The following is a 19,126-nucleotide window of genomic DNA, read 5'->3' as shown; positions in this document are numbered from 1 at the left end:
GCTCAAGGGGGTCACTTGGGGGTGACCACCTTGTAGTTCTTGGGGACCTGCGCGTCGGGGCGGCGCAGGTAGAGGGGCCGCGGTTCGAGCAGTTCCTCGCCGGCCGCGAGCCGCTCCGCGGCGAGGGCGGCGAGGGCCGCGGCGGACACGTGCTCGGGCCCGTGCGCGTCCGGGAACGTGTCCGGGTACAGCACGGCTCCGGCGCCCACGGCGGGCAGCCCGGCGACCTGCTCGGCGATGTCGGCGGGCCGGTCGACGGCGGCGTCGGTGGTGCGGGTCCGCGGGTTCTCGTACCGGGCCCAGTACACCTCCTTGCGCCGTGCGTCGGTGGCGACGACGAAGGGGCCGTCCACCTGGGCCTCGAACGCGAGCCCGTCCAGCGTGCACACGCCGTGCACGGGGACGCCGAGCGCGAGGCCGAAGGTGTCGGCGGTCATCAGCCCGACGCGCAGTCCGGTGTACGGGCCCGGGCCGACGCCCACGACGATCCCGGTCACGCCGTCGAGCCGCACACCGGCCTCGGCGAGCACGCGGTCGACGGCGGGCAGCAACAGCTCCCCGTGTCTGCGGGCATCCACCTGACTCGACTCCGCGACGACGGACGAGCCGTCGTGCAGGGCGACGGTGACGGCGGGGGTGGCGGTATCCATGGCGAGCAACAGCACGCAAACAGCCTAGGCCCTGTCACGGGTTTCCCGTCGTCCGCCCGAAGGGCGGGCCTGACGGCGCCCGGTGCGTGCGGCTGCGAGGCGGAGGAGGGAGGCGACGCGGAGCGTCATCGACCGACGACAACGCCGCAGATGCGCGTGCCGGGCGCCGTCAGGCAGGCGGGAAACCCGTGCCAGGGCCTTCCGGCTCCGGAGGGGCGGACACGTCCGCGCTCCCACAAGCCCGGGGCGGCAGGGCCCCGGCTGCTACCGTCACCCTGAGGTTCGGACTTGAGAGGCAGGCACCTGGTGGCACGGAGCAGCACCGGATTCGTCACCGCGCTGACCGCGGGCGCGCTCGCCGTGGTCGGCGTCCTCGCCTACCAGGCGTCGGCGAACGCGCCGGCCGACCTCGGCAAGCCGAAGACCGACTCCCCGTCCGCGACGGCGTCCCGCTCCCCCAAGGAGAAGGCGGACCCGATGGCGCTGCCCGGGCAGTCCGGCAAGGGCGAGCGGGTCGTGTACTCGCTGGGCAAGGACCGGGTGTGGCTGGTCACTCCGGCGAACAAGGGCGTGCGCTCGTACCCGGTGACGGCGGGTTCGGTGGACCCGGCGCCCGGTGCGTACACGGTGACCTCGCGCTCCGGTTCGGTCACCGGGACGGACGGCGTGCCGATCGAGCACGTCGTGCGGTTCGCCACGGCGCAGGGGCTCGCGGTCGGGTTCAGCGCGGCGGTGGACGGGTCGACGGCGGCGCCCGGTGCGTCGAAGAAGACCGGTGGCATCCGCCAGTCGCGGGAGAACGGCGACCTGATGTGGGAGTTCGCCACGATCGGCCGCAGCGTCGTCGTGGTGCCGTAGCCGCCGTTACGCGCCGTAGGGGCGGATCTTCGCGTCACGCGGGCGGGTGCCGTGCGACTGCTCGTGGCCCGCGGCGGAGCCGCCGACCGATGCGGCCGCGCGCCCCTGGCAGGGCGCCTCCACCGGCGGGGTCGAGACGGTGCGGGCCGCCGCACACGCCGCCAGCAGGTCCCGCATCGAGAACCCGTCACGTTCCGAAGTCGACATGGACGCCTCCCGTGGGCCGCCGGAGCACGCTAAGTTAGGTAGACCTAACTACGTCACACCCCCATGTGAACACGGCAAAGCCGCGTCGCGCAACATTTTGCCGACGCGTTGTCGGAATACCCGCCGCCGGGCCGTCAGCCCGCCAGGGAGCCCAGGTCCGCCTCGGCCCAGCGCGCCCCGATGCCGTTCAGCGTCACGATCCTGACCTCGTCCGTGGTGTCGCCGGTGGCCCGGTCGATGATCACGTGCAGCCGGTCGTCGGACAGCTCCTCGACCTTGCCGTCGCCCCACTCCACGACGACCACGGAGTCCGGCAGCGACACGTCGAGGTCGAGGTCCTCCATCTCGTCCAGGCCGCCGCCGAGCCGGTACGCGTCGACGTGGACCAGGGCGGGGCCGCCGGACAGCGGCGGGTGGACGCGGGCGATGACGAACGTCGGCGACGTCACCGCGCCCCGCACGCCCAGGCCCGCGCCGAGCCCGCGGGTCAGCGTCGTCTTGCCCGCGCCCAGCTCACCGGTGAGCATCACGAGGTCGCCGGGACGCAGCTGCTTGGCCAGCGCGAGGCCCAACTCCCGCATCTCGTCCGGGGAGTTGACGGTCACCGTGACCGTAGAAACAGGGGTGACGGGGGTGGCGGGGTCAGCCGCCGGGCTGTGCGGTGCTGCCGGTGTCTCCATAACTGCCCACGGTAGCCCCTGCGGGGACCGCGCCCGCGCGGGCCAGGAGGTCGGCCAGCCGGTCCGTGACGACCTCCGGGTGCTCCAGCATCACCAGGTGCCCGGCGTCCGGTACAAGGACGAACTCGGCGTCCGGCAGCAGCGCCGCGATCGCCTCGCTGTGCTCGCTCGGCGTCACCAGGTCCTGGTCGCCCGCGAGGACCAGCACCGGGAGGCGCGCGAAGTGCGCGAGGGCGGCCGTCTTGTCGTGCTCCTGGAACGCCGGGTAGAACTCGGCGACCACGTCGATGGGCGTGCCCTCGATCATCCGCTCGGCGAACCGGGCGACCGCCGGATCGACGTCCCGGGACGCGAACGAGTACCGCTTGATGATCCCGGCGAACAGGTCGGCCGTCGCCCGCCGCCCCTTCTCGACCAGCTCGGCCCGCTGCCCCAGCACCTTGAGCACCCCGGGCAGCACGCGCCGGATCGCGTTCACCCCGGCCACCGGAAGCCCGTAGTTGACCTCGCCGAGCTTCCCCGACGACGTCCCGACCAGGCCCACGCCGACGACCCGGTCACGGATCAGGCCGGGCAGCCGGTCGGCCAGCGCCATCACGGTCATGCCGCCCATGGAGTGGCCGACGAGGACGAGCGGGCCCTCGGGCGCGGCCGCGGCGACGACCGCCGCCAGGTCGCCGCCGAGCCGGTCGATGGAGACCGGCACGCCCTCCTCGACCTGCTCGACGCCGCGCCCGGAGCGGCCGTGGCTGCGCTGGTCCCAGTACACGCAGCGCACGACGCCGCGCAGGGCCGCGCGCTGGAAGTGCCAGGAGTCCTGGTTGAGGCAGTAGCCGTGGCTGAAGACGACGGTGACCGGGGCGGGGGCCTTGCGGCCGAACAGGCGCCGTCTGCGCGGGCCCGCGCCGCTCTCCGCCTCCACCTCGTCGACCTCGTAGTACAGCTCGGTGCCGTCGTCGGCGTACGCCTTGCCGGGCACGCCGCGCAGCGCGCCGTACGGCCCCGACGCGTCGAGGGCGAGCCGGGCCTTGCGGCGCATCCCGCGCCCGACGGTCAGCCGCTCGACGGCGACACCGGCGGCGGCGCCCGCGGCGACCACGCCTATCGCGGCGCCCGCGAGGCCGGCCCGCCGCCAGGTCGCCGAGGCCGCGGCCTCGGCGACGGCCGCCGTGGCCTCTGCGCTGCTCTCGCTCACGTGCCGCTCCTCCTAGGGGCCAGGGGTCATGCTTCGTCCACGTAGACGCGCGGCACGCGGGAACCGATCCGCGTGACGATCTCGTACGCGATGGTTCCCGACGCGGCCGCCCAGTCCTCGGCGGTCGGCTCGCCCCCGTCGCCCGGGCCGAACAGCACCGCCTCGTCCCCGGCCGCCGGTTCGTCGCCGCCGAGGTCGACGACGAACTGGTCCATCGCGACCCGGCCCGCGACCGTGCGCCGCTTGCCGCCGATCAGGACCGGGCCCGTGCCGGAGGCGTGCCGCGGGATGCCGTCCGCGTAGCCGAGCGGGACGAGACCGAGGGTCGTCTCCCCCGGTGTGACGTAGTGATGCCCGTAACTGACGCCGAGTCCACCCGGTGCGTGCTTCACGAGCGCGAGGTTCGCCTTCAGCGTCATGACCGGGCGCAGCCCGAAGTCGGCGGGCGTGCCGAGCTCGGGGCTGGGCGAGATCCCGTACATGGCGATGCCGGGGCGGACGAGGTCGAAGTGGGTCTCGGGGAGGGTGAGCGTGCCCGGCGAGTTGGCGATGTGCCGCACCTCCGGGGTGACGCCCTCCCCCTCCGCGTACGCGACCATCTCGCGGAAGCGGTCCAGCTGCGCGGCGATCGACGGGTGGCCCGGCTCGTCGGCGCACGCGAAGTGGGACCACAGGCCGGTGACGGTGACCAGGCCCGCCCGCTGCGCGTCCAGGGCGGCGCCCACCAGCTCGGGCCAGTCGGCGGGCAGGCAGCCGTTGCGTCCGAGTCCCGTGTCGGCCTTCAGCTGGATCCGGGCGGTCAGGCCCGACTCCCGTGCGGCGGCGGTCACTTCCCGCAGCGCCCACATGCCGCTCACGGACATGTCCAGATCGGCCTCGATGCCCTCGCGCCAGGGCCCGCCGGGCACCCAGAGCCAGCACATGACGCGCCCGGTCAGCCCGGCCGCGCGCAGTTCGAGCGCCTCCTCGGCGGTGGCGGTGCCGATCCACTCGGCACCCGCCTCCTTGGCGGCGCGGGCCACCGGGAGCATGCCGTGCCCGTACGCGTCCGCCTTCACGACGGCCATGAACGCGGCCCCGGGCGCATGGGCGCGCAGGGACCGCACGTTGGCCCTCAGTGCGGCCAGATCGATCTCGGCACGGGCGCGGAGCGGGGCAGTCACGTTCTCGTTCATCGTGGGCCCAGTCTCTCAGAGGGGTCGGGCAGCCCCTCAGGTACCGGGCTTGCGGCCCCACACGTAGACGCGGTCGCCCTTCTTCAGGACGCCCCACAGCTTCTTGGCGTCGCCGAGCCGCATGTTCACGCAGCCGCGCGAGCCGGGCGGGTTGTACACGTTGCCGTAGATCGCGTGGAAGGCCTGCCCGCCGCTGAAGAACTGGGAGTACGGCATGGGGGTGTTGTACAGCGTCGACCAGTGGTTCTTGTGCTTCCAGTAGACCTTGTGCCAGCCCGTGCGGGTCGCGTACCCGGCCCGCCCGCTGCGGATCGGGACCGGGCCGAAGACGACCTTCTTGCCCTTGGTGACCCACATCAGCTGGCGCGGCAGGTCGACGCAGGCGAGGCGGTACGCGCGCGTGGGGCACTTCTTCGCCGCGTTCGGGTTCTTGCGGGCGGACAGCCACTGCATGCGGGCCCAGGTGACGGGTCCCGCGTAGCCGATGTTCGGGCGGATGCCCTGCTTGGTCTGGAAGGCGCGGATGGCCCGGCAGTCGGCGGGCGACTGCTTGCCGTCCACCTTCAGACGCAGCCAGCGCTCGACCTTGCGCTGGTGGGTGCCGGTCTTCTTGGTGCAGGTGGCGGCGGCCGGCGCGCCGAGGCTGCCGGGCGCGGCCGGCACCTCGCTCGGCGGCACGTACTCGACGAGCGGGTCGGACCCGAGCGGCGGCTCGTACGGCTCGACGGCGTCCTCGGCGGCGCTCGGCTCGTACACCCGGGGCGGCAGCGCCTGGTCGGGGGTGTCCAGCGGGCGGGTGTCGTACGGCGCGAGCGGGATGCCGGGGACGAGCGCGGGGCCCTGGGCGGGGGCGGCGGGCCGGGGCGGGACGGGGTCGGCGAGGGCCGGGCCCGCCGGCAGCGCCGCGGCGAGGGCGAGCAGGGCGGCGACGCCGCCGCGCACGAGGGTGCTGGTCATGGGCCGAGGGAATCCGGCCGGGCGCCCGATGCCCGGCAGCCGCGCGGCGAGGTCCCCCGAAAAGCCGTTGATCTGCCCGGCTGAACCTAGGTACCGTAAGCAAATACCTAGGGTCCCTAGGTTTGTGGTTCCCCGGGAAGACGGAGCGAGGACGACGATGATGATGGCCAGGGCGGGTCTCACCCGGGAGCGGGTGGTGGCGGCCGCCGCCGACCTCGCGGACGCCGTCGGCTTCGAGCACCTCACGATCGCGGCGCTCGCCCGCGGCTTCGGCGTCAAGGACGCGAGCCTGTACGCGCACGTCAGGGGCGTCTCCGACCTGAGCACCCGGGTCGCGATCCTGTCCGGGCTCGACCTCGCCGACCGGATCTCGGACGCGCTCGCGGGCCGGTCGGGCCGTGACGCGCTGCTCGCGTTCGCGCACGCGTACCGGGACTTCGCGCTCGCCCACCCCGGCCGGTACGCGGCGACGCAGCTGGAGCTCGACCCGTCGGCGTTCGACGAACACCCCGGACTGCGCCGCAACCTCACCTGCGTCCACGCGCTGCTGCGCGGCTACGGCCTGGGCGAGCCCGACCTGACGGACGCGGGCCGGCTGCTGCGCAGCACGTTCCACGGCTTCGTCACGCTGGAGCTCGCGGGCGGCTTCCGGCACGACCGGGACGTGACGGCGACCTGGGCCCGCGCCCTGGAGGCGCTCCACATCACGCTCACCAACTGGCCGACGGAGGAGAGCAGTTGATCACCACCCACACCCTGCGGGTGCCCGGCGCGACCCTCCACCACGAGCTGCGCGGCACCGGGCCCGTCCTCCTGCTGCTGCCCGGCGCGGGCGGCGACGCCGCGGCCCTCGACCCGCTCGCGGACGCCCTGGCCGACACGTTCACGGTGCTCACGCACGACCCGCGCGGCTACTCGCGCAGCACGCTCGACGGCCCGCACACCGAGCAGCGGGTACCGGTCCACGCGGACGACGCGCGCCGCCTCCTCGACGCGGTCTCCCCCGGCGAACCGGCCTACGTGGCGGGCGCGTCCAGCGGCGCGATCGTCACCCTCGCGCTGCTGGCCCGGCACGGGGAGCGGGTGCGCGCGGCGGTGGCGCACGAGCCGCCGTCGTGGAGCGTGCTGCCGGACGCGGCCGAGCAGCTGGCGTTCTTCCAGGAGGTGTACGAGACGTTCGAGGCACGGGGCCCGGAAGCGGCCGGCGAGCGGTTCCTGCGCGGGATCGGCCCGGTCCTGCTGCCGCGCCCCGCCACGGACGAGCCGCCCTCGCCCCGGGCCGTGCGGGCGATGACCAGGATGGCGGCGAACGCCCCGCTGGCGCTGCGCCACGAGCACCGCAGCTTCGCCGCGTACGAGCCCGATCTCGACGCGCTCGCGCAGGCCGGGCCGCGCCTCACCCTGGCGGCGGGCACGCGGACCCGCCCGCACCTCCCGTACCGCCCCGCGGCGCTCATCGCCGACCGCCTCGGGCTCGAACTGGCCGCGTTCCCCGGCGCCCACAACGGCTGGTCCACCCACCCCGCCGAGACCGCCGACCTGCTCCGCACCCACCTCCTGGGAGACACTCGATGACATGCGCTACGCCTACGACGTGGAAACAGTCAGGTCCGCCGAACGCGCACTGATGGCGCGGCTCCCGGACGGCGCGCTGATGCAGCGGGCCGCCGCGGGACTCGCCGCCGCCTGCGCCGACCTGCTCGGCAAGGTGTACGGGTCCCGGATCGCGCTGCTGGCCGGGTCCGGGGACAACGGCGGCGACGCCCTGTACGCGGGCGCCCGGCTGGCGCGGCGCGGCGCGGGCGTCACGGCGCTGCTCCTCGCGCCCGACCGGGCGCACCCGGGCGGCCTCGCCGCGCTGCGCGCGGCGGGCGGCACCGTGCTCGACGCGGCGGCGAAGGCGGCCGTGGAGACCGTCGGCCGGGCCGACCTGGTGATGGACGGCATCGTGGGCATCGGCGGCAAGGGCGGCCTGCGCCCCCGCGCGGCCGAACTGGCCGCCGCCGCACGGGGGCTCGTGGTCGCCGTCGACCTGCCCAGCGGGGTCGACGCGGACAGCGGCGAGGTGCACGGCGAGGCGGTCGACGCGGACGCGACCGTCACGTTCGGCACGTACAAGCCAGGCCTCCTCATCGACCCGGCGCACGGTTACGCCGGCGCCCTCCGCCAGATCGACATCGGCCTCGAACTCCCGCTCGCCGAGGCGCGGTTGGAGTCGTTGCAGTACGACGACGTGGCGGCGCTGCTGCCCCGCCCCACCGGCGAGAGCGACAAGTACCGGCGGGGCGTGGTGGGCGTGGTCGCCGGTTCGGCGCGCTACCCGGGGGCGGCGGTGCTCGCGGTCGCCGGGGCGCTGCACGGCGGGGCCGGGGCGGTCCGTTACGTGGGTCCCGCGGCCGACGCGGTGCTCGCCCGGTTCCCGGAGACGCTGGTGTCGGCCGGTCCGCCGGCCAAGGCGGGGCGGGTCCAGTCCTGGGTGCTCGGGCCCGGCCTGGGCGACGACGCGTCGGGCGTCGGGGACGTCCTGGCGTCGGACGTGCCGGTGCTGATCGACGCGGACGGCCTCCGGCTGGCGGGCGAGGCGGCGGTACGGGCCCGCACCGCCCCCACCGTCCTCACCCCGCACGCCGGGGAGGCGGCGGCCCTGCTGGGCTCGGCCCGGGACGAGGTGGAGTCCCGACGCCTGTCCTCCGTACGGGAGTTGGCGTCCCGGTACGGCGCGACCGTCCTCCTGAAGGGTTCCACGACGCTGGTGGCGTCCCCGGACGGCGGCCCGGTCCGGGTGAACCCGACGGGCACGCCCTGGCTCGCCACCGCGGGCAGCGGCGACGTCCTGTCGGGCCTGACCGGTTCCCTCCTGGCGGCGGGCCTCCGCCCCCTGGACGCGGCATCGGTGGCCGCATACCTCCACGGCCTCGCCGCCCGCCATGCGGCGGACGGCGCCCCCGTATCGGCCCAGGACGTCTCCTCGGCGATCCCTGCGGTGTGGCGGGACGTGGTGGGCGTCTAGCGTCTGCCGATCCCTGCGGGTGGGCGGGTGCGGGTCCGGTGGGGGCGGGTCGCGCAGTTCCCCGCGCCCCTGGCGCCGTAACCGCTTGCGCGGTGAGTGGCCGCAGCTCTCGTCGTGGTTGCTCGCGCAGTTCCCCGCGCCCCTGGCGCCGTAACTCCGCATGCCCGGCGGGCGACCGCGGCTCTCGTCGTGGTTGCTCGCGCAGTTCCCCGCGCCCCTGAAAGCTGCGGCTTCGCCGCGCTTTCTCCTGGAGGCGCACGGAGTGCGCCTTTCAGGGGCGCGGGGAACTGCGCGAGACGCCCCAGCGGCCCGCACTCCGCGACGCGACAGCAACGGGGCAGACGCAGTCGGCCTTTCAGGGGCGCGGGGAACTGCGCGAGACGCCCCACCGGCCCGCAGCCCGCGACGAAAGCCGGACCCGCCCCGCTACCCCTCCGCCACGACCACCGCGGAAGCGACCCCCGCGTCGTGGCTCAGCGACACATGAAACCCGGTCACCCCAAGCTCCGCGGCCCGAGCCGCCACGGTCCCGGTCACCCGCATCCGCGGCTGCCCACTCTCCTCGACCCACACCTCCGCATCGGTCCACCGCAACCCGCCCGGCGCCCCCAGCGCCTTGGCGATGGCCTCCTTCGCGGCGAACCGCGCGGCGAGCGAGGCGACCCCCCGCCGCTCGCCGCTCGGCAACAGCAGCTCGCCCTTCAGGAACAGCCGCTCGGCCATCCCGGGCGTACGCTCCAGGGACGCCGCGAACCGCTCGATCTCCGCAACGTCGATACCGACCCCGATGATGCTCATACCGGGCACCCTACGGCGGCCGGAGCACTCACTCCACGGTCACCGACTTCGCCAGGTTCCGCGGCTGGTCCACCTCGTTGCCGCGCGCCGTGGCCAGCTCGCACGCGAAGACCTGGAGCGGCACCGTCGCGACGAGCGGCTGCAGGAGCGTGGGGGTGGCGGGGACCCGGACCACGTGGTCCGCGTACGGGGTCACCGCGTCGTCGCCCTCCTCCGCGATCACGATCGTCCGCGCGCCCCGTGCCCGGATCTCCTGGATGTTGGACACGATCTTGTCGTGGAGCACCGACCGGCCCCGCGGCGACGGCACCACCACGACCACCGGCACGCCCTCCTCGATCAGGGCGATCGGCCCGTGCTTCAGCTCGCCCGCCGCGAAGCCCTCGGCGTGCATGTAGGCGAGTTCCTTGAGCTTGAGCGCGCCCTCCAGGGCCACGGGGTAGCCGACGTGCCGCCCCAGGAACAGCACGGTGTCCCGGTCGGCCAGCGAGCGGGCCAGTTCGCGCACCGGCTCCATCGTCTCCAGGACCCGCTCGACCTCCTCCCCGCTGCGCGCCAGCTCCCGTACGACGGCGGCGATCTCGTCGCCCCACTTGGTGCCCCGCACCTGCCCCAGGTACAGCGCGACCAGATAGCAGGCCACGAGCTGCGTCAGGAACGCCTTCGTCGAGGCGACCGCGACCTCGGGACCGGCGTGCGTGTACAGCACCGCGTCCGACTCGCGCGGGATCGTCGAACCGTTCGTGTTGCAGATGGCGAGGACCGTCGCCCCCTGCTCGCGCGCGTGCCGCAGCGCCATCAACGTGTCCATCGTCTCGCCGGACTGCGAGATCGCGATGACCAGGGAGCGGGCGTCCAGGATCGGGTCCCGGTAGCGGAACTCGCTGGCCAGCTCCACCTCGCACGGGATCCGCGTCCAGTGCTCGATGGCGTACTTGGCGATGAGCCCGGCGTGGAACGCCGTCCCGCACGCCACGATCACGACCTTGTCGACCATGCGCAGTACCTGCGGCGGGATGCGCAGCTCGTCCAGCGTCAGCTGGCCCTCGGCCCCGATCCGGCCGAGCAACGTGTCCGCGACGGCCTTCGGCTGCTCGGCGATCTCCTTGAGCATGAAGTAGTCGTAGCCGCCCTTCTCGGCGGCGGAGGCGTCCCAGTCGACGTGGTAGTGCCGGACGTCCGCGGCCCGCCCGTCGAAGTCCGTCACCGTCACCGCGTCCCTGCGCAGCTCGACGACCTGGTCCTGGCCCAGCTCGATCGCCGAGCGGGTGTGCGCGATGAAGGCGGCCACGTCCGAGGCCAGGAACGCCTCGCCCTCCCCCACGCCGACCACGAGCGGCGAGTTGCGGCGGGCGCCCACGACCACGTCCGGGGCGTCCGCGTGCACCGCGACCAGCGTGAACGCGCCCTCCAGGCGGCGGCACACCAGCCGCATCGCCTCGGCGAGGTCGCCGCAGGCGGAGAACTCCTCGGCGAGCAGGTGCGCCACGACCTCGGTGTCGGTCTCGGAGGCCAGGACGTGGCCCCGCTCGGCGAGCTCGGCGCGGAGCGCGGCGAAGTTCTCGATGATGCCGTTGTGGACGACGGCGACCCGGCCCGCGTTGTCCAGGTGCGGGTGCGCGTTGGCGTCCGTGGGGCCGCCGTGGGTGGCCCAGCGGGTGTGTCCGATGCCGGTGGCGCCGGCCGGCAGGGGCCGGTCCACCAGCTCCTTCTCCAGGTTGGCGAGCTTCCCGGCCTTCTTGGCGGAGGCCAGCGACCCGTCCGCGAGCACGGCCGCACCCGCCGAGTCGTACCCCCGGTACTCCAGGCGCCTGAGCCCGGCGAGGACGACGTCCAGAGCCGACTGTGAACCTACGTATCCCACGATTCCGCACATAAGCGGCAGCGTAAGCCCGCTGTCAGCGCCCCCACACGATCCGGTCCCGCGCGTCCTGCACGAGCCAGAGGTACTCGGCCTCCTCGCAGCGCGGCTTGCTGCCCATCTCGTAGAAGTCGAGGCAGTCGTCGAGGTCCTCGCCTATGTCCTCGTCGGGCAGCTCGGCCGCCAGCTCGCTGCGGACGTGCCCCGCCCACTCCTCGCTCCGCGTCGCGGCAGCGGATCTGCGCCGTACGAAACCTGGCACGCGCAGCACGGACATGACGGCTCACCTCCCGCCCCGCGGGTGCGGCTCTGCCCCACGGGTGTCCGGAACGTATCGCCGCCTCCACCTCAGGTCCATACCTGTGCACGACCTGTGACGGACGGTGCCGACACGTGGCGTGACGCACCCCACCCCCCGCCCCGTCCACACAGCCGTAACAATGGACTGTGATCTCTCCGGTCTCCGAACCCCTGCGGAGCGCCCACCGGCACAAGCCGGAGGCGACTCCCTACGTCGACCTCACCCGCACGGAATGGAGCGCGCTGCGAGACAAGACGCCGCTTCCGCTGAGCGCGGCGGAGGTGGAGCGGCTGCGCGGCCTCGGTGACGTGATCGACCTGGACGAGGTCCGCGACATCTATCTGCCGCTCTCCCGGCTCCTCAATCTGTACGTCGGCGCCACCGACGGTCTGCGCAGCGCCGTGAACACCTTCCTCGGCGACACCGTGCAGAAGGCGTCGCAGGCGGGCACCCCGTTCGTCATAGGGGTCGCGGGCTCGGTGGCGGTCGGCAAGTCGACCGTCGCGCGTCTGCTGCAGGCGCTGCTGTCGCGCTGGCCCGAGCACCCGCGCGTGGAGCGCGTCACCACGGACGGGTTCCTGCTCCCCACCAAGGAGCTGGAGGCCCGCGGCCTGATGAGCCGCAAGGGCTTCCCCGAGTCGTACGACCGCCGCGCCCTCACCCGCTTCGTCGCCGACATCAAGGCCGGCAAGGACGAGGTGACGGCCCCCGTCTACTCGCACCTGATCTACGACATCGTGCCCGGCGAGAAGCTCGTCGTGCGCCGCCCCGACATCCTCATCGTCGAGGGCATCAACGTGCTGCAGCCCGCCCTGCCCGGCAAGGACGGCCGCACCCGGGTCGGTCTCGCCGACTACTTCGACTTCAGTGTGTACGTGGACGCGCGCGAGGAGGACATCGAGCGCTGGTACCTGAACCGCTTCCTGAAGCTGCGCGCGACGGCCTTCCAGGACCCGTCCTCGTACTTCAGGAAGTACACGCAGGTGTCGGAGGAGGAGGCCCTCGACTACGCGCGCACGACCTGGCGCACCATCAACCGGCCGAACCTGCTGGAGAACGTGGCCCCCACCCGCGGCCGCGCCGGTCTCGTCGTCCGCAAGGGCCCCGACCACAAGGTGCAGCGGCTGCGCCTGCGCAAGCTCTGACGCACGATGCGCGGAAGGCGCGCTTCCCTGATCGGGGAGCGCGCCTTCCGTGGGTGTCTCGTCCGGCCTAGCCGAGCGCCGACTTCACGACGTCCGCGAGCCGTCCCGCGACGCGCCGCGCCTGCTCGATGTCGGCCGCCTCGACCATCACCCGGACCAGCGGCTCGGTGCCCGAGGAGCGGAGCAGCACCCGCCCCGTGGAGCCGAGCTCGCGCTCGGCGTCGGCGATCGCCGACGCCAGCTCGGGGGAGGTGGTGACCCGGGACTTGTCGACGTCCGGCACGTTGATGAGCACCTGCGGCAGCCGCTCCATCACGCCCGCGAGGTCCTGCAGCGACCGGCCGGTCTGCGCGACCCGCGCCGCGAGGAGCAGGCCGGTGAGCGTGCCGTCACCGGTGGTCGCGTGGTCGAGCACGATCACGTGGCCGGACTGCTCGCCGCCCAGCGCGTAGCCGTGCTCCTTCATGTTCTCCAGCACGTACCGGTCGCCGACCGCGGTCTGCACGAGGTGGATGCCCTCGCGCTCCATGGCCAGCTTGAGGCCGAGGTTCGACATGACGGTCGCGACGACGGTGTCCTGGCGCAGCTCGCCGCGCTCGCGCAGCGCGAGGGCGATCACGGCCATGATCTGGTCGCCGTCGACCTCGGACCCGGTGTGGTCCACGGCGAGGCAGCGGTCGGCGTCCCCGTCGTGCGCGATGCCGAAGTCGGCCTTGTGCTCGATGACGGCGGCCTTCAGCAGGTCGAGGTGGGTCGACCCGCAGCCGTCGTTGATGTTGAGCCCGTCGGGCTCGGCACCGATGGTGACGACGTCCGCGCCGGCCCGGGTGAACGCCTCGGGCGAGACCCGGGACGCGGCACCGTGCGCCTCGTCGAGGACGACCTTCAGGCCGTCGAGCCGGTTCGGCAGCACACCGACGAGGTGCGCGATGTACTGGTCGAGCCCCTCGTCGTACGACTTCACGCGGCCGACGCCGGCGCCGGTGGGACGGTCCCAGGGAGCGCCCGTGCGGTGCTCCTCGTAGACCGTCTCGATGCGGTCCTCCAGGGCGTCGTCCAGCTTGTGGCCGCCACGGGCGAGGAACTTGATGCCGTTGTCGGGCATGGCGTTGTGACTCGCGGAGAGCATCACGCCGAGGTCGGCTCCCAGCGCACCGGTGAGATACGCCACCGCGGGGGTGGGCAGCACACCGACGCGCAGGACGTCGACGCCGGCACTGGCCAGGCCCGCCACGACCGCGGCCTCCAGGAACTCGCCCGAGGCACGCGGGTCACGGCCGACGACGGCGACCGGACGGTGCCCCTCGAAGGAGCCCGCCTCACCGAGTACGTGTGCCGCGGCGACCGAAAGGCCGAGCGCCAGCTCGGCGGTCAGGTCCGCGTTGGCGACACCGCGCACGCCGTCCGTGCCGAAGAGTCGTCCCACTTGGTGTCCTCCACAACTTCATGTCGTCCATAAGCCGAACGCCCCGGCGGCACGGAAGGTGCCGCCGGGGCGAACGGGAAAAACAAGCAGGCAGCGAGATTTAGCGCTTGCTGTACTGCGGGGCCTTGCGGGCCTTCTTGAGACCGGCCTTCTTGCGCTCGACCGCACGGTCGTCACGCTTCAGGTAACCGGCCTTCTTCAGCGCCGGGCGGTTGTTGTCCACGTCGGCCTCGTTCAGCGCGCGGGCCACGCCGAGGCGCAGGGCACCGGCCTGACCGGAGACGCCGCCACCCGAGATGCGGGCGATGACGTCGTAGCGGCCGTCGAGCTCGAGCACCTTGAAGGGCTCGTTGACTTCCTGCTGGTGGACCTTGTTCGGGAAGTAGTCCTCGAGCGTGCGCCCGTTGACCTTCCACTTGCCCGTGCCGGGCACGATGCGAACGCGCGCGATGGCGTTCTTGCGACGGCCCAGGCCGGCGGCCGGCTGCGGGTCACCGAAGCGGGCGGGGTTGGACTCCGAGGTGTACTCGCCCTCGACGGGCGCGTCCGACTCGGTGGTGTAGCTCTCGACGTCGACGATCTCTTCGACCGGCGTCTCGGCGGTGGTCTCGGCCACGATGCTCCTCAGATTCTTTTCTGTCTTTGGGGGTGTGGCCGGAACTACTGCGCGACCTGGGTGATCTCGAACGGCACCGGCTGCTGGGCAGCGTGCGGGTGCTGGTCGCCCGAGTAGACCTTCAGCTTCGAGAGCATCTGACGGCCCAGGGTGTTCTTGGGGATCATGCCCTTGATGGCCTTCTCGACGGCCTTCTCGGGGTTCTTCGCCAGCAGCTCGTCGTAACGGACGGAGCGCAGACCACCCGGGAAGCCGGAGTGGCGGTACGCCAGCTTCTGGGTCTTCTTGTTGCCGGACAGGTGAACCTTGTCGGCGTTGATGATGATGACGAAGTCGCCCATGTCCATGTGCGGAGCATAGGTCGGCTTGTGCTTGCCACGGAGGAGGGTCGCAGCAGTGGTGGCCAGACGTCCCAGGACGACGTCCTGCGCGTCAATGACGTGCCACTGGCGGGTCACATCGCCGGGCTTAGGGCTGTACGTACGCACTTCGCAGCCTTCTTCTTCAGTGGATGGGTGCTGAACATGGCATCACTGAAGCGATCGTGCAGCTGGGGACGACAGTGCCGGGTTCAGCGCCCGTATGCCGCCCACTGGTAACTGCTCCAGGGAACCCGTGTAAGGGCGTCTCACATGAGAATGAGCAAGCCGATACACATAACGACTAGGCAGGATACCCGCGCTGACCCGGACGGGTCAAAACGTGATCGTCCCGGGAACCGGGGACCGTGGGCGTTCCTGTCGTGCCGGAAGGTTCCAGGGTAACCGGCCCCCGCCGGGCGCAGTGCAGTCCCGCGACCAGGGCGAGGCCGCACAGCGCCGCGCAGTCCAGGAACGCCCGGCGCTCCCCGGTGTCGAGCCAGGGCCAGGCAAGTCCCGGCACCTGCGGCAGCAGCACCGCCCAGAACCAGGGGCCGCGGGCGGGCGCCCCCGGCTCCAGCGCCCCGGCGAGCAGCAGCGGCACGACGACCAGCAGGTAGTGGTCGTAGGAGGGCCGGGAGACCAGGAAGGCCGAGAGCAGCAGCATCACGGCGGTCTCCACCGGCCGCCGTACCCCCTCGTCGCCCCGCCGCCACCGCCGCCGGGCGCACCACAGCCCGGCCGCCGCGCCCGCCGCAGCGACGAGGGCGGCCGCGGCGGGCGGGACGCCGAGTCGGGTGAGGACGGCCCCGGGGGACGCCTCGTAGAGCCGGACGAAGACGTCGTCGCCGCGCAGCAGGAAGGGCAGCGTCCGGGTGAAGAAGCCGGCCGGATCGGGCATCGCGAGGGCCGCGGCGGCCGAGGCCCCGGCGGGCACGGCGACCAGGGCCGCGAGCCCGCGCCACTGCCGGGCCAGGACGAAGAGGAGGGCGACCGGCGCGAGCAGCGGCTTGAGGGCGAGCGCGGCCCCGATCACGAGCCCCGCCGCGAGCCACCGCCCGCGGGTGGCGAGGAGCAGGGCGCAGGGCAGCGCGGCGGCGGCCGTCACGGTCCAGTTCGCGAGGTGCACCAGGTGCGCGAAGGGCGCGAAGCCGAGGGCGAGCGCGAGCAGCCCGGCCACGGCGAACCGGCTGCGCCACCCGACCCCGTGCACGCGCAGCGCGCACGCCCACCCGGCGACCAGTCCGCCGGTCACGAGCACGGGCACGGCGACCCGCAGCACGCCGGCCGGCGCCGCCGCCTGCGGCACCGCGGCGAGCACGGCGCTCGGGAAGTAGAGGAAGTGCGGATCGGCGTAAGGCGATCCGCCGGCCAGCCAGAGCCGGGCCGCGTGGACGACGATGCGGTTGTCGACCCCGCTGCCGGGCGACTTGAGGGCGGCGTGCACGGGGATTGCGGCGAGCACGAGGGCGAGGACGGCGCGGGCGGCCCCCGGGGCGGGCCGCAACAACCAAGCAGCCAAGGGAGATTGGGCCGATTTCATGCGGTTCACGTTAGGGCGGTGCGACCGGAGGGCCGGGGAAGGGCGCGGGTGGGCGCGGCGGAGCCGTACCGGTGTCGCACCGGTACCTCATCGCCACCGCATCGGCACCGGATCGGGACCGGACGGGGACGACAGGCCCGCCTGCGCCCCGTCTAAGATGCGCGACATGAGTTTCGGGCAAGGGGGACCCCAGTGGGGCCCGGGTGACAACGGAAACGCCCCGGACTGGGCGGCGCTCGCCGAGGCCTCCGAGGCCCGCGCGCGCAAGAAGCGGCTGATGATGATCGGCGGCGCCGTCGTCGCGACGCTCGCGGTCGGCTCGGTCGTCGCCTGGGGCATCGTCTCGGCGAACAAGGACAGCGAGGCCGGGAACAAGCCGGCCGACCAGCTGCCGAGCACCGCGGACATCCCCAGCGCGGGCAAGACCCCGGGCCCGTCCTTCGCGGAGACCACGCCGCCGCCCCCGCTCGACCCGAACGACTTCATCGACAGCGCCGCCAAGGACAAGGCCCCGCTGAACCAGGACACGCTCTTCCCCGGCAAGACGCTCACCGTCGGCGACCGGGTCTACAAGAAGGGCGCCACGACCCGCACCACGGACTGCGCTTCCGCGGCGCAGAAGGGCCTGTCCGGCGTCCTGAAGAAGAACGACTGCACGCAGCTGATCCGCGCCACCTATTACAAGGGCGGCTCCGCGGTCACCATCGGCGTGGCGGTCTTCGACACCAAGGCGCAGGCCATGAAGGCCAAGGAGCAGTACTCGGACGGCACCGTCGTCTCGCTGCCCGGCGCCGGCGTCCCCACGTTCTGCCGGACGACGGTGTGCCGTGCGACGGCGAACGCCTGGGGACGCTACGCGTACTTCACCAACGGCGGCCTCACCAACGGCAAGGACGCCACCAAGAAGGACACCGCCATGTTCACCCTCGGCGACGACCTCCAGCAGTTCACGTTCGAGCAGATCAAGAGGCGCGGCGAGACACAGGCCTCGGCGGCCGCGACGGCGGGCTGACCGCCCGCAGCGTCAGCGTCTGGTCGACCGACTCCACGAAGGCGGCCGTGTCGAAGCCGTGCGCCGGCACCGCGGCCGCCTCGGGTGCGCTCTTGAACACCCAGGTCCGGTACGACCAGAAGCGGAACAGCGTCGCGACGCCGATCCCGCCGAACTTGAAGGAGTTGCTCCACAGGGCGTCGTGCAGGCCGAGCCCGTACGTCGCCCCGTAGAGCACCCCGTTCTCGATCAGCAGCCCGACGGCGCTGAAGAACGCGAACAGCGCCATCTCGCGCCGCTTGCTGCTCACCGTCTCCCGGTCCCGGTACGTGAAGTACCGGAACCCGATGTAGTTGCCGACGATCGCGACCGCGGTGGCGGCGACACCGGCGCGCACCGTCTGCAGGTCCGTGGTCCAGCGCAGCAGGTTGAACGCCACGAGGTTCACCACGATGCCGAGCAGGCCGACCGCCCCGAACTTGGCGATCTCGGCGTAGAGCCTGCTGAGCGCGGACGGGGCGCCCCCGTGTCTCCCGGTCATCGGCGGCTCAGAGCCCCCGGTAGCGGCGGCGCAGCCGCAGCGGGATCATCGCCGACTCGACCTGCGTGGCGAGGCTCATCTTCGACTCCCCCTCGGTCCGCTCCTCGAACCGGATCGGGACCTCGACGACCTCACAACCCCCGCGCACCGCCTTGTACTTGAGCTCGACCTGGAAGCTGTAGCCCGCGCTGTCCAGGGACCGCACGTCGACGGCGGCGAGCACGTCGGCGCGCCACATCGTGAACCCGGCGGTCAGGTCGGAGATCTGCCGCGTGCCGAGCACGGTGCGCGCGTACCCGTTGGCGAACCGGGACAGCGCCTTGCGGTGCCAGCCCCACTCCTCGTCGAGCGAGCCGCCCTCGACGTACCGGCTCCCGATGACCAGCCCCGCCCCGGACTCCTCGGCCGCCGCCAGCATCCGCGGCAGCGCCTCCGCCGGGTGCGAGCCGTCGGCGTCCATCTGCACCACGTACGCCGCCCCCTCGGCGACCGCCGCGCTCATCCCGGCCGCGTACGCCCGCCCGAGCCCGTCCTTCTCGACCCGGTGCAGCACGCTCATCCGCCGCTCGCCGTCCGGCAGATCGGCGTTGTACTTCTCCGCGAGCTCCTCGGCCAGCCGGCCCGTGCCGTCCGGGCTCGAATCGTCCACGACCTTCAGCCGCAGCCGCGGAATCGGCTGCCCGAGGACGAGCTCGGCGATGCGCGGCAGATTGGCCGCCTCGTTGTAGGTGGGCATCACCACGGTGACCCGGGCGTCGGATCTCCCCAGATCCGCGCTGCCCTGTGCGTACGTCATCTCTTTCCCTCCCCACC

21 protein-coding genes are annotated in these 19,126 nt (G+C 73.1%); 6 read left to right on the top strand and 15 right to left on the bottom strand.

Annotated features, from left to right (window positions below; translation table 11 throughout):
- Positions 1–11: 11 nt before the first annotated feature.
- The gene (gene tsaB / locus RBJ77_RS12435) at positions 12–665 is read right to left on the bottom strand and encodes a tRNA (adenosine(37)-N6)-threonylcarbamoyltransferase complex dimerization subunit type 1 TsaB (protein WP_372345037.1); all 654 of its coding nucleotides are present in this window, start codon (positions 663–665) and stop codon (positions 12–14) included.
- A 291-nt stretch (positions 666–956) separates the two neighbouring features.
- On the opposite strand from tsaB, the gene RBJ77_RS12430 reads away from it, so the two are divergent.
- The gene (locus RBJ77_RS12430) at positions 957–1,508 is read left to right on the top strand and encodes a hypothetical protein (RefSeq protein ID WP_372345036.1); all 552 of its coding nucleotides are present in this window, start codon (positions 957–959) and stop codon (positions 1,506–1,508) included.
- A 6-nt stretch (positions 1,509–1,514) separates the two neighbouring features.
- Here RBJ77_RS12430 and RBJ77_RS12425 read toward each other — a convergent pair whose 3' ends face one another.
- The 5 genes from RBJ77_RS12425 to RBJ77_RS12405 form a co-directional block, all read right to left on the bottom strand.
- On the bottom strand, positions 1,515–1,715 hold the full coding sequence (locus RBJ77_RS12425; protein ID WP_372345035.1) for a hypothetical protein: 201 nt from the start codon (positions 1,713–1,715) through the stop codon (positions 1,515–1,517).
- A gap of 134 nt (positions 1,716–1,849) precedes the next feature.
- Positions 1,850–2,395, bottom strand: coding sequence for a tRNA (adenosine(37)-N6)-threonylcarbamoyltransferase complex ATPase subunit type 1 TsaE (gene tsaE, locus RBJ77_RS12420; protein WP_255979017.1), 546 nt, complete (start codon positions 2,393–2,395; stop codon positions 1,850–1,852).
- Positions 2,358–3,590, bottom strand: a complete 1,233-nt coding sequence (locus RBJ77_RS12415) for an alpha/beta fold hydrolase (protein WP_372345034.1) — start codon at positions 3,588–3,590, stop codon at positions 2,358–2,360. Before RBJ77_RS12415 ends, tsaE begins: the two co-directional genes overlap by 38 nt.
- Before the next feature lie 26 nt (positions 3,591–3,616).
- The gene (gene alr, locus RBJ77_RS12410; protein WP_372345033.1) at positions 3,617–4,765 is read right to left on the bottom strand and encodes an alanine racemase; all 1,149 of its coding nucleotides are present in this window, start codon (positions 4,763–4,765) and stop codon (positions 3,617–3,619) included.
- A gap of 36 nt (positions 4,766–4,801) precedes the next feature.
- Positions 4,802–5,722 (bottom strand): L,D-transpeptidase family protein, encoded by a 921-nt coding sequence (locus RBJ77_RS12405; protein WP_372345032.1) that lies wholly within the window; start codon positions 5,720–5,722, stop codon positions 4,802–4,804.
- Between the two features lie 163 nt (positions 5,723–5,885).
- On the opposite strand from RBJ77_RS12405, the gene RBJ77_RS12400 reads away from it, so the two are divergent.
- The 3 genes from RBJ77_RS12400 to RBJ77_RS12390 are packed head-to-tail and all read left to right on the top strand — an operon-like array spanning position 5,886 to position 8,732.
- Positions 5,886–6,464: a TetR/AcrR family transcriptional regulator gene (locus RBJ77_RS12400; RefSeq protein ID WP_372345111.1), complete on the top strand. Its 579-nt coding sequence runs from the start codon at positions 5,886–5,888 to the stop codon at positions 6,462–6,464.
- On the top strand, positions 6,461–7,297 hold the full coding sequence (locus RBJ77_RS12395) for an alpha/beta fold hydrolase (RefSeq protein ID WP_372345031.1): 837 nt from the start codon (positions 6,461–6,463) through the stop codon (positions 7,295–7,297). The genes RBJ77_RS12400 and RBJ77_RS12395 overlap by 4 nt, the downstream gene beginning before the upstream one ends.
- 1 nt (position 7,298) lies before the next feature.
- On the top strand, positions 7,299–8,732 hold the full coding sequence (locus tag RBJ77_RS12390; protein ID WP_372345030.1) for an NAD(P)H-hydrate dehydratase: 1,434 nt from the start codon (positions 7,299–7,301) through the stop codon (positions 8,730–8,732).
- A 426-nt stretch (positions 8,733–9,158) separates the two neighbouring features.
- Here the strand turns inward: RBJ77_RS12390 and RBJ77_RS12385 are convergent, their stop codons facing one another.
- From RBJ77_RS12385 to RBJ77_RS12375, 3 genes are read right to left on the bottom strand one after another with little or no spacing between them, the layout of a single operon-like run.
- On the bottom strand, positions 9,159–9,530 hold the full coding sequence (locus RBJ77_RS12385; RefSeq protein WP_372345029.1) for a holo-ACP synthase: 372 nt from the start codon (positions 9,528–9,530) through the stop codon (positions 9,159–9,161).
- 28 nt (positions 9,531–9,558) lie between these two features.
- The gene (gene glmS / locus RBJ77_RS12380) at positions 9,559–11,406 is read right to left on the bottom strand and encodes a glutamine--fructose-6-phosphate transaminase (isomerizing) (protein WP_372345028.1); all 1,848 of its coding nucleotides are present in this window, start codon (positions 11,404–11,406) and stop codon (positions 9,559–9,561) included.
- Positions 11,407–11,428: 22 nt separating this feature from the next.
- A complete protein-coding gene (locus RBJ77_RS12375) occupies positions 11,429–11,668 on the bottom strand; it encodes a hypothetical protein (protein ID WP_372345027.1) in 240 nt (79 codons plus the stop codon).
- Positions 11,669–11,838: 170 nt separating this feature from the next.
- Between RBJ77_RS12375 and coaA the strand changes: the two genes are divergently transcribed.
- Entirely contained in the window at positions 11,839–12,837 is a 999-nt protein-coding gene (coaA, locus tag RBJ77_RS12370) for a type I pantothenate kinase (protein WP_255974919.1), read from the top strand.
- 67 nt (positions 12,838–12,904) lie between these two features.
- Here coaA and glmM read toward each other — a convergent pair whose 3' ends face one another.
- From glmM to RBJ77_RS12350, 4 genes are all read right to left on the bottom strand, one after another.
- Complete coding sequence (glmM, locus tag RBJ77_RS12365) at positions 12,905–14,263, bottom strand: phosphoglucosamine mutase (RefSeq protein WP_372345026.1); 1,359 nt, start codon at positions 14,261–14,263, stop codon at positions 12,905–12,907.
- 100 nt (positions 14,264–14,363) lie between these two features.
- Entirely contained in the window at positions 14,364–14,879 is a 516-nt protein-coding gene (gene rpsI / locus RBJ77_RS12360) for a 30S ribosomal protein S9 (protein ID WP_111663862.1), read from the bottom strand.
- A 44-nt stretch (positions 14,880–14,923) separates the two neighbouring features.
- Positions 14,924–15,367, bottom strand: coding sequence for a 50S ribosomal protein L13 (rplM, locus tag RBJ77_RS12355; RefSeq protein WP_372345025.1), 444 nt, complete (start codon positions 15,365–15,367; stop codon positions 14,924–14,926).
- Between the two features lie 175 nt (positions 15,368–15,542).
- Positions 15,543–16,745: a glycosyltransferase 87 family protein gene (locus RBJ77_RS12350; protein WP_372345110.1), complete on the bottom strand. Its 1,203-nt coding sequence runs from the start codon at positions 16,743–16,745 to the stop codon at positions 15,543–15,545.
- 202 nt (positions 16,746–16,947) lie between these two features.
- Here RBJ77_RS12350 and RBJ77_RS12345 point away from each other — a divergent pair, with 202 nt between their 5' ends.
- Positions 16,948–17,793: a hypothetical protein gene (locus RBJ77_RS12345; RefSeq protein ID WP_372345024.1), complete on the top strand. Its 846-nt coding sequence runs from the start codon at positions 16,948–16,950 to the stop codon at positions 17,791–17,793.
- On the opposite strand, the gene RBJ77_RS12340 is transcribed toward RBJ77_RS12345, so the two are convergent.
- Together RBJ77_RS12340 and RBJ77_RS12335 are read right to left on the bottom strand one after the other, a co-directional pair.
- On the bottom strand, positions 17,744–18,313 hold the full coding sequence (locus tag RBJ77_RS12340) for a GtrA family protein (RefSeq protein ID WP_372345023.1): 570 nt from the start codon (positions 18,311–18,313) through the stop codon (positions 17,744–17,746). The genes RBJ77_RS12345 and RBJ77_RS12340 overlap by 50 nt on opposite strands.
- Before the next feature lie 7 nt (positions 18,314–18,320).
- The gene (locus tag RBJ77_RS12335; RefSeq protein WP_372345022.1) at positions 18,321–19,109 is read right to left on the bottom strand and encodes a polyprenol monophosphomannose synthase; all 789 of its coding nucleotides are present in this window, start codon (positions 19,107–19,109) and stop codon (positions 18,321–18,323) included.
- Positions 19,110–19,126: the final 17 nt, after the last annotated feature.

This window comes from Streptomyces sp. KL116D, assembly GCF_030766975.1.
GTDB classification, from domain to species: domain Bacteria; phylum Actinomycetota; class Actinomycetes; order Streptomycetales; family Streptomycetaceae; genus Streptomyces; species Streptomyces longispororuber_A.
This window is presented reverse-complemented; position numbering and strand designations above follow the sequence as displayed.

What these genes read in the sequence shown, in the direction of transcription:
- RBJ77_RS12335 (WP_372345022.1), bottom strand. Translation starts at nt 19,109, where the DNA reads ATGACGTACGCACAGGGCAGCGCGGATCTGGGGAGATCCGACGCCCGG.
- RBJ77_RS12425 (WP_372345035.1), bottom strand. Translation starts at nt 1,715, where the DNA reads ATGTCGACTTCGGAACGTGACGGGTTCTCGATGCGGGACCTGCTGGCG.
- RBJ77_RS12340 (WP_372345023.1), bottom strand. Translation starts at nt 18,313, where the DNA reads ATGACCGGGAGACACGGGGGCGCCCCGTCCGCGCTCAGCAGGCTCTAC.
- RBJ77_RS12400 (WP_372345111.1), top strand. Translation starts at nt 5,886, where the DNA reads ATGGCCAGGGCGGGTCTCACCCGGGAGCGGGTGGTGGCGGCCGCCGCC.
- glmS (WP_372345028.1), bottom strand. Translation starts at nt 11,406, where the DNA reads ATGTGCGGAATCGTGGGATACGTAGGTTCACAGTCGGCTCTGGACGTC.
- RBJ77_RS12345 (WP_372345024.1), top strand. Translation starts at nt 16,948, where the DNA reads ATGAGTTTCGGGCAAGGGGGACCCCAGTGGGGCCCGGGTGACAACGGA.
- alr (WP_372345033.1), bottom strand. Translation starts at nt 4,765, where the DNA reads ATGAACGAGAACGTGACTGCCCCGCTCCGCGCCCGTGCCGAGATCGAT.
- RBJ77_RS12375 (WP_372345027.1), bottom strand. Translation starts at nt 11,668, where the DNA reads ATGTCCGTGCTGCGCGTGCCAGGTTTCGTACGGCGCAGATCCGCTGCC.
- RBJ77_RS12405 (WP_372345032.1), bottom strand. Translation starts at nt 5,722, where the DNA reads ATGACCAGCACCCTCGTGCGCGGCGGCGTCGCCGCCCTGCTCGCCCTC.
- tsaE (WP_255979017.1), bottom strand. Translation starts at nt 2,395, where the DNA reads ATGGAGACACCGGCAGCACCGCACAGCCCGGCGGCTGACCCCGCCACC.
- RBJ77_RS12390 (WP_372345030.1), top strand. Translation starts at nt 7,299, where the DNA reads ATGCGCTACGCCTACGACGTGGAAACAGTCAGGTCCGCCGAACGCGCA.
- RBJ77_RS12385 (WP_372345029.1), bottom strand. Translation starts at nt 9,530, where the DNA reads ATGAGCATCATCGGGGTCGGTATCGACGTTGCGGAGATCGAGCGGTTC.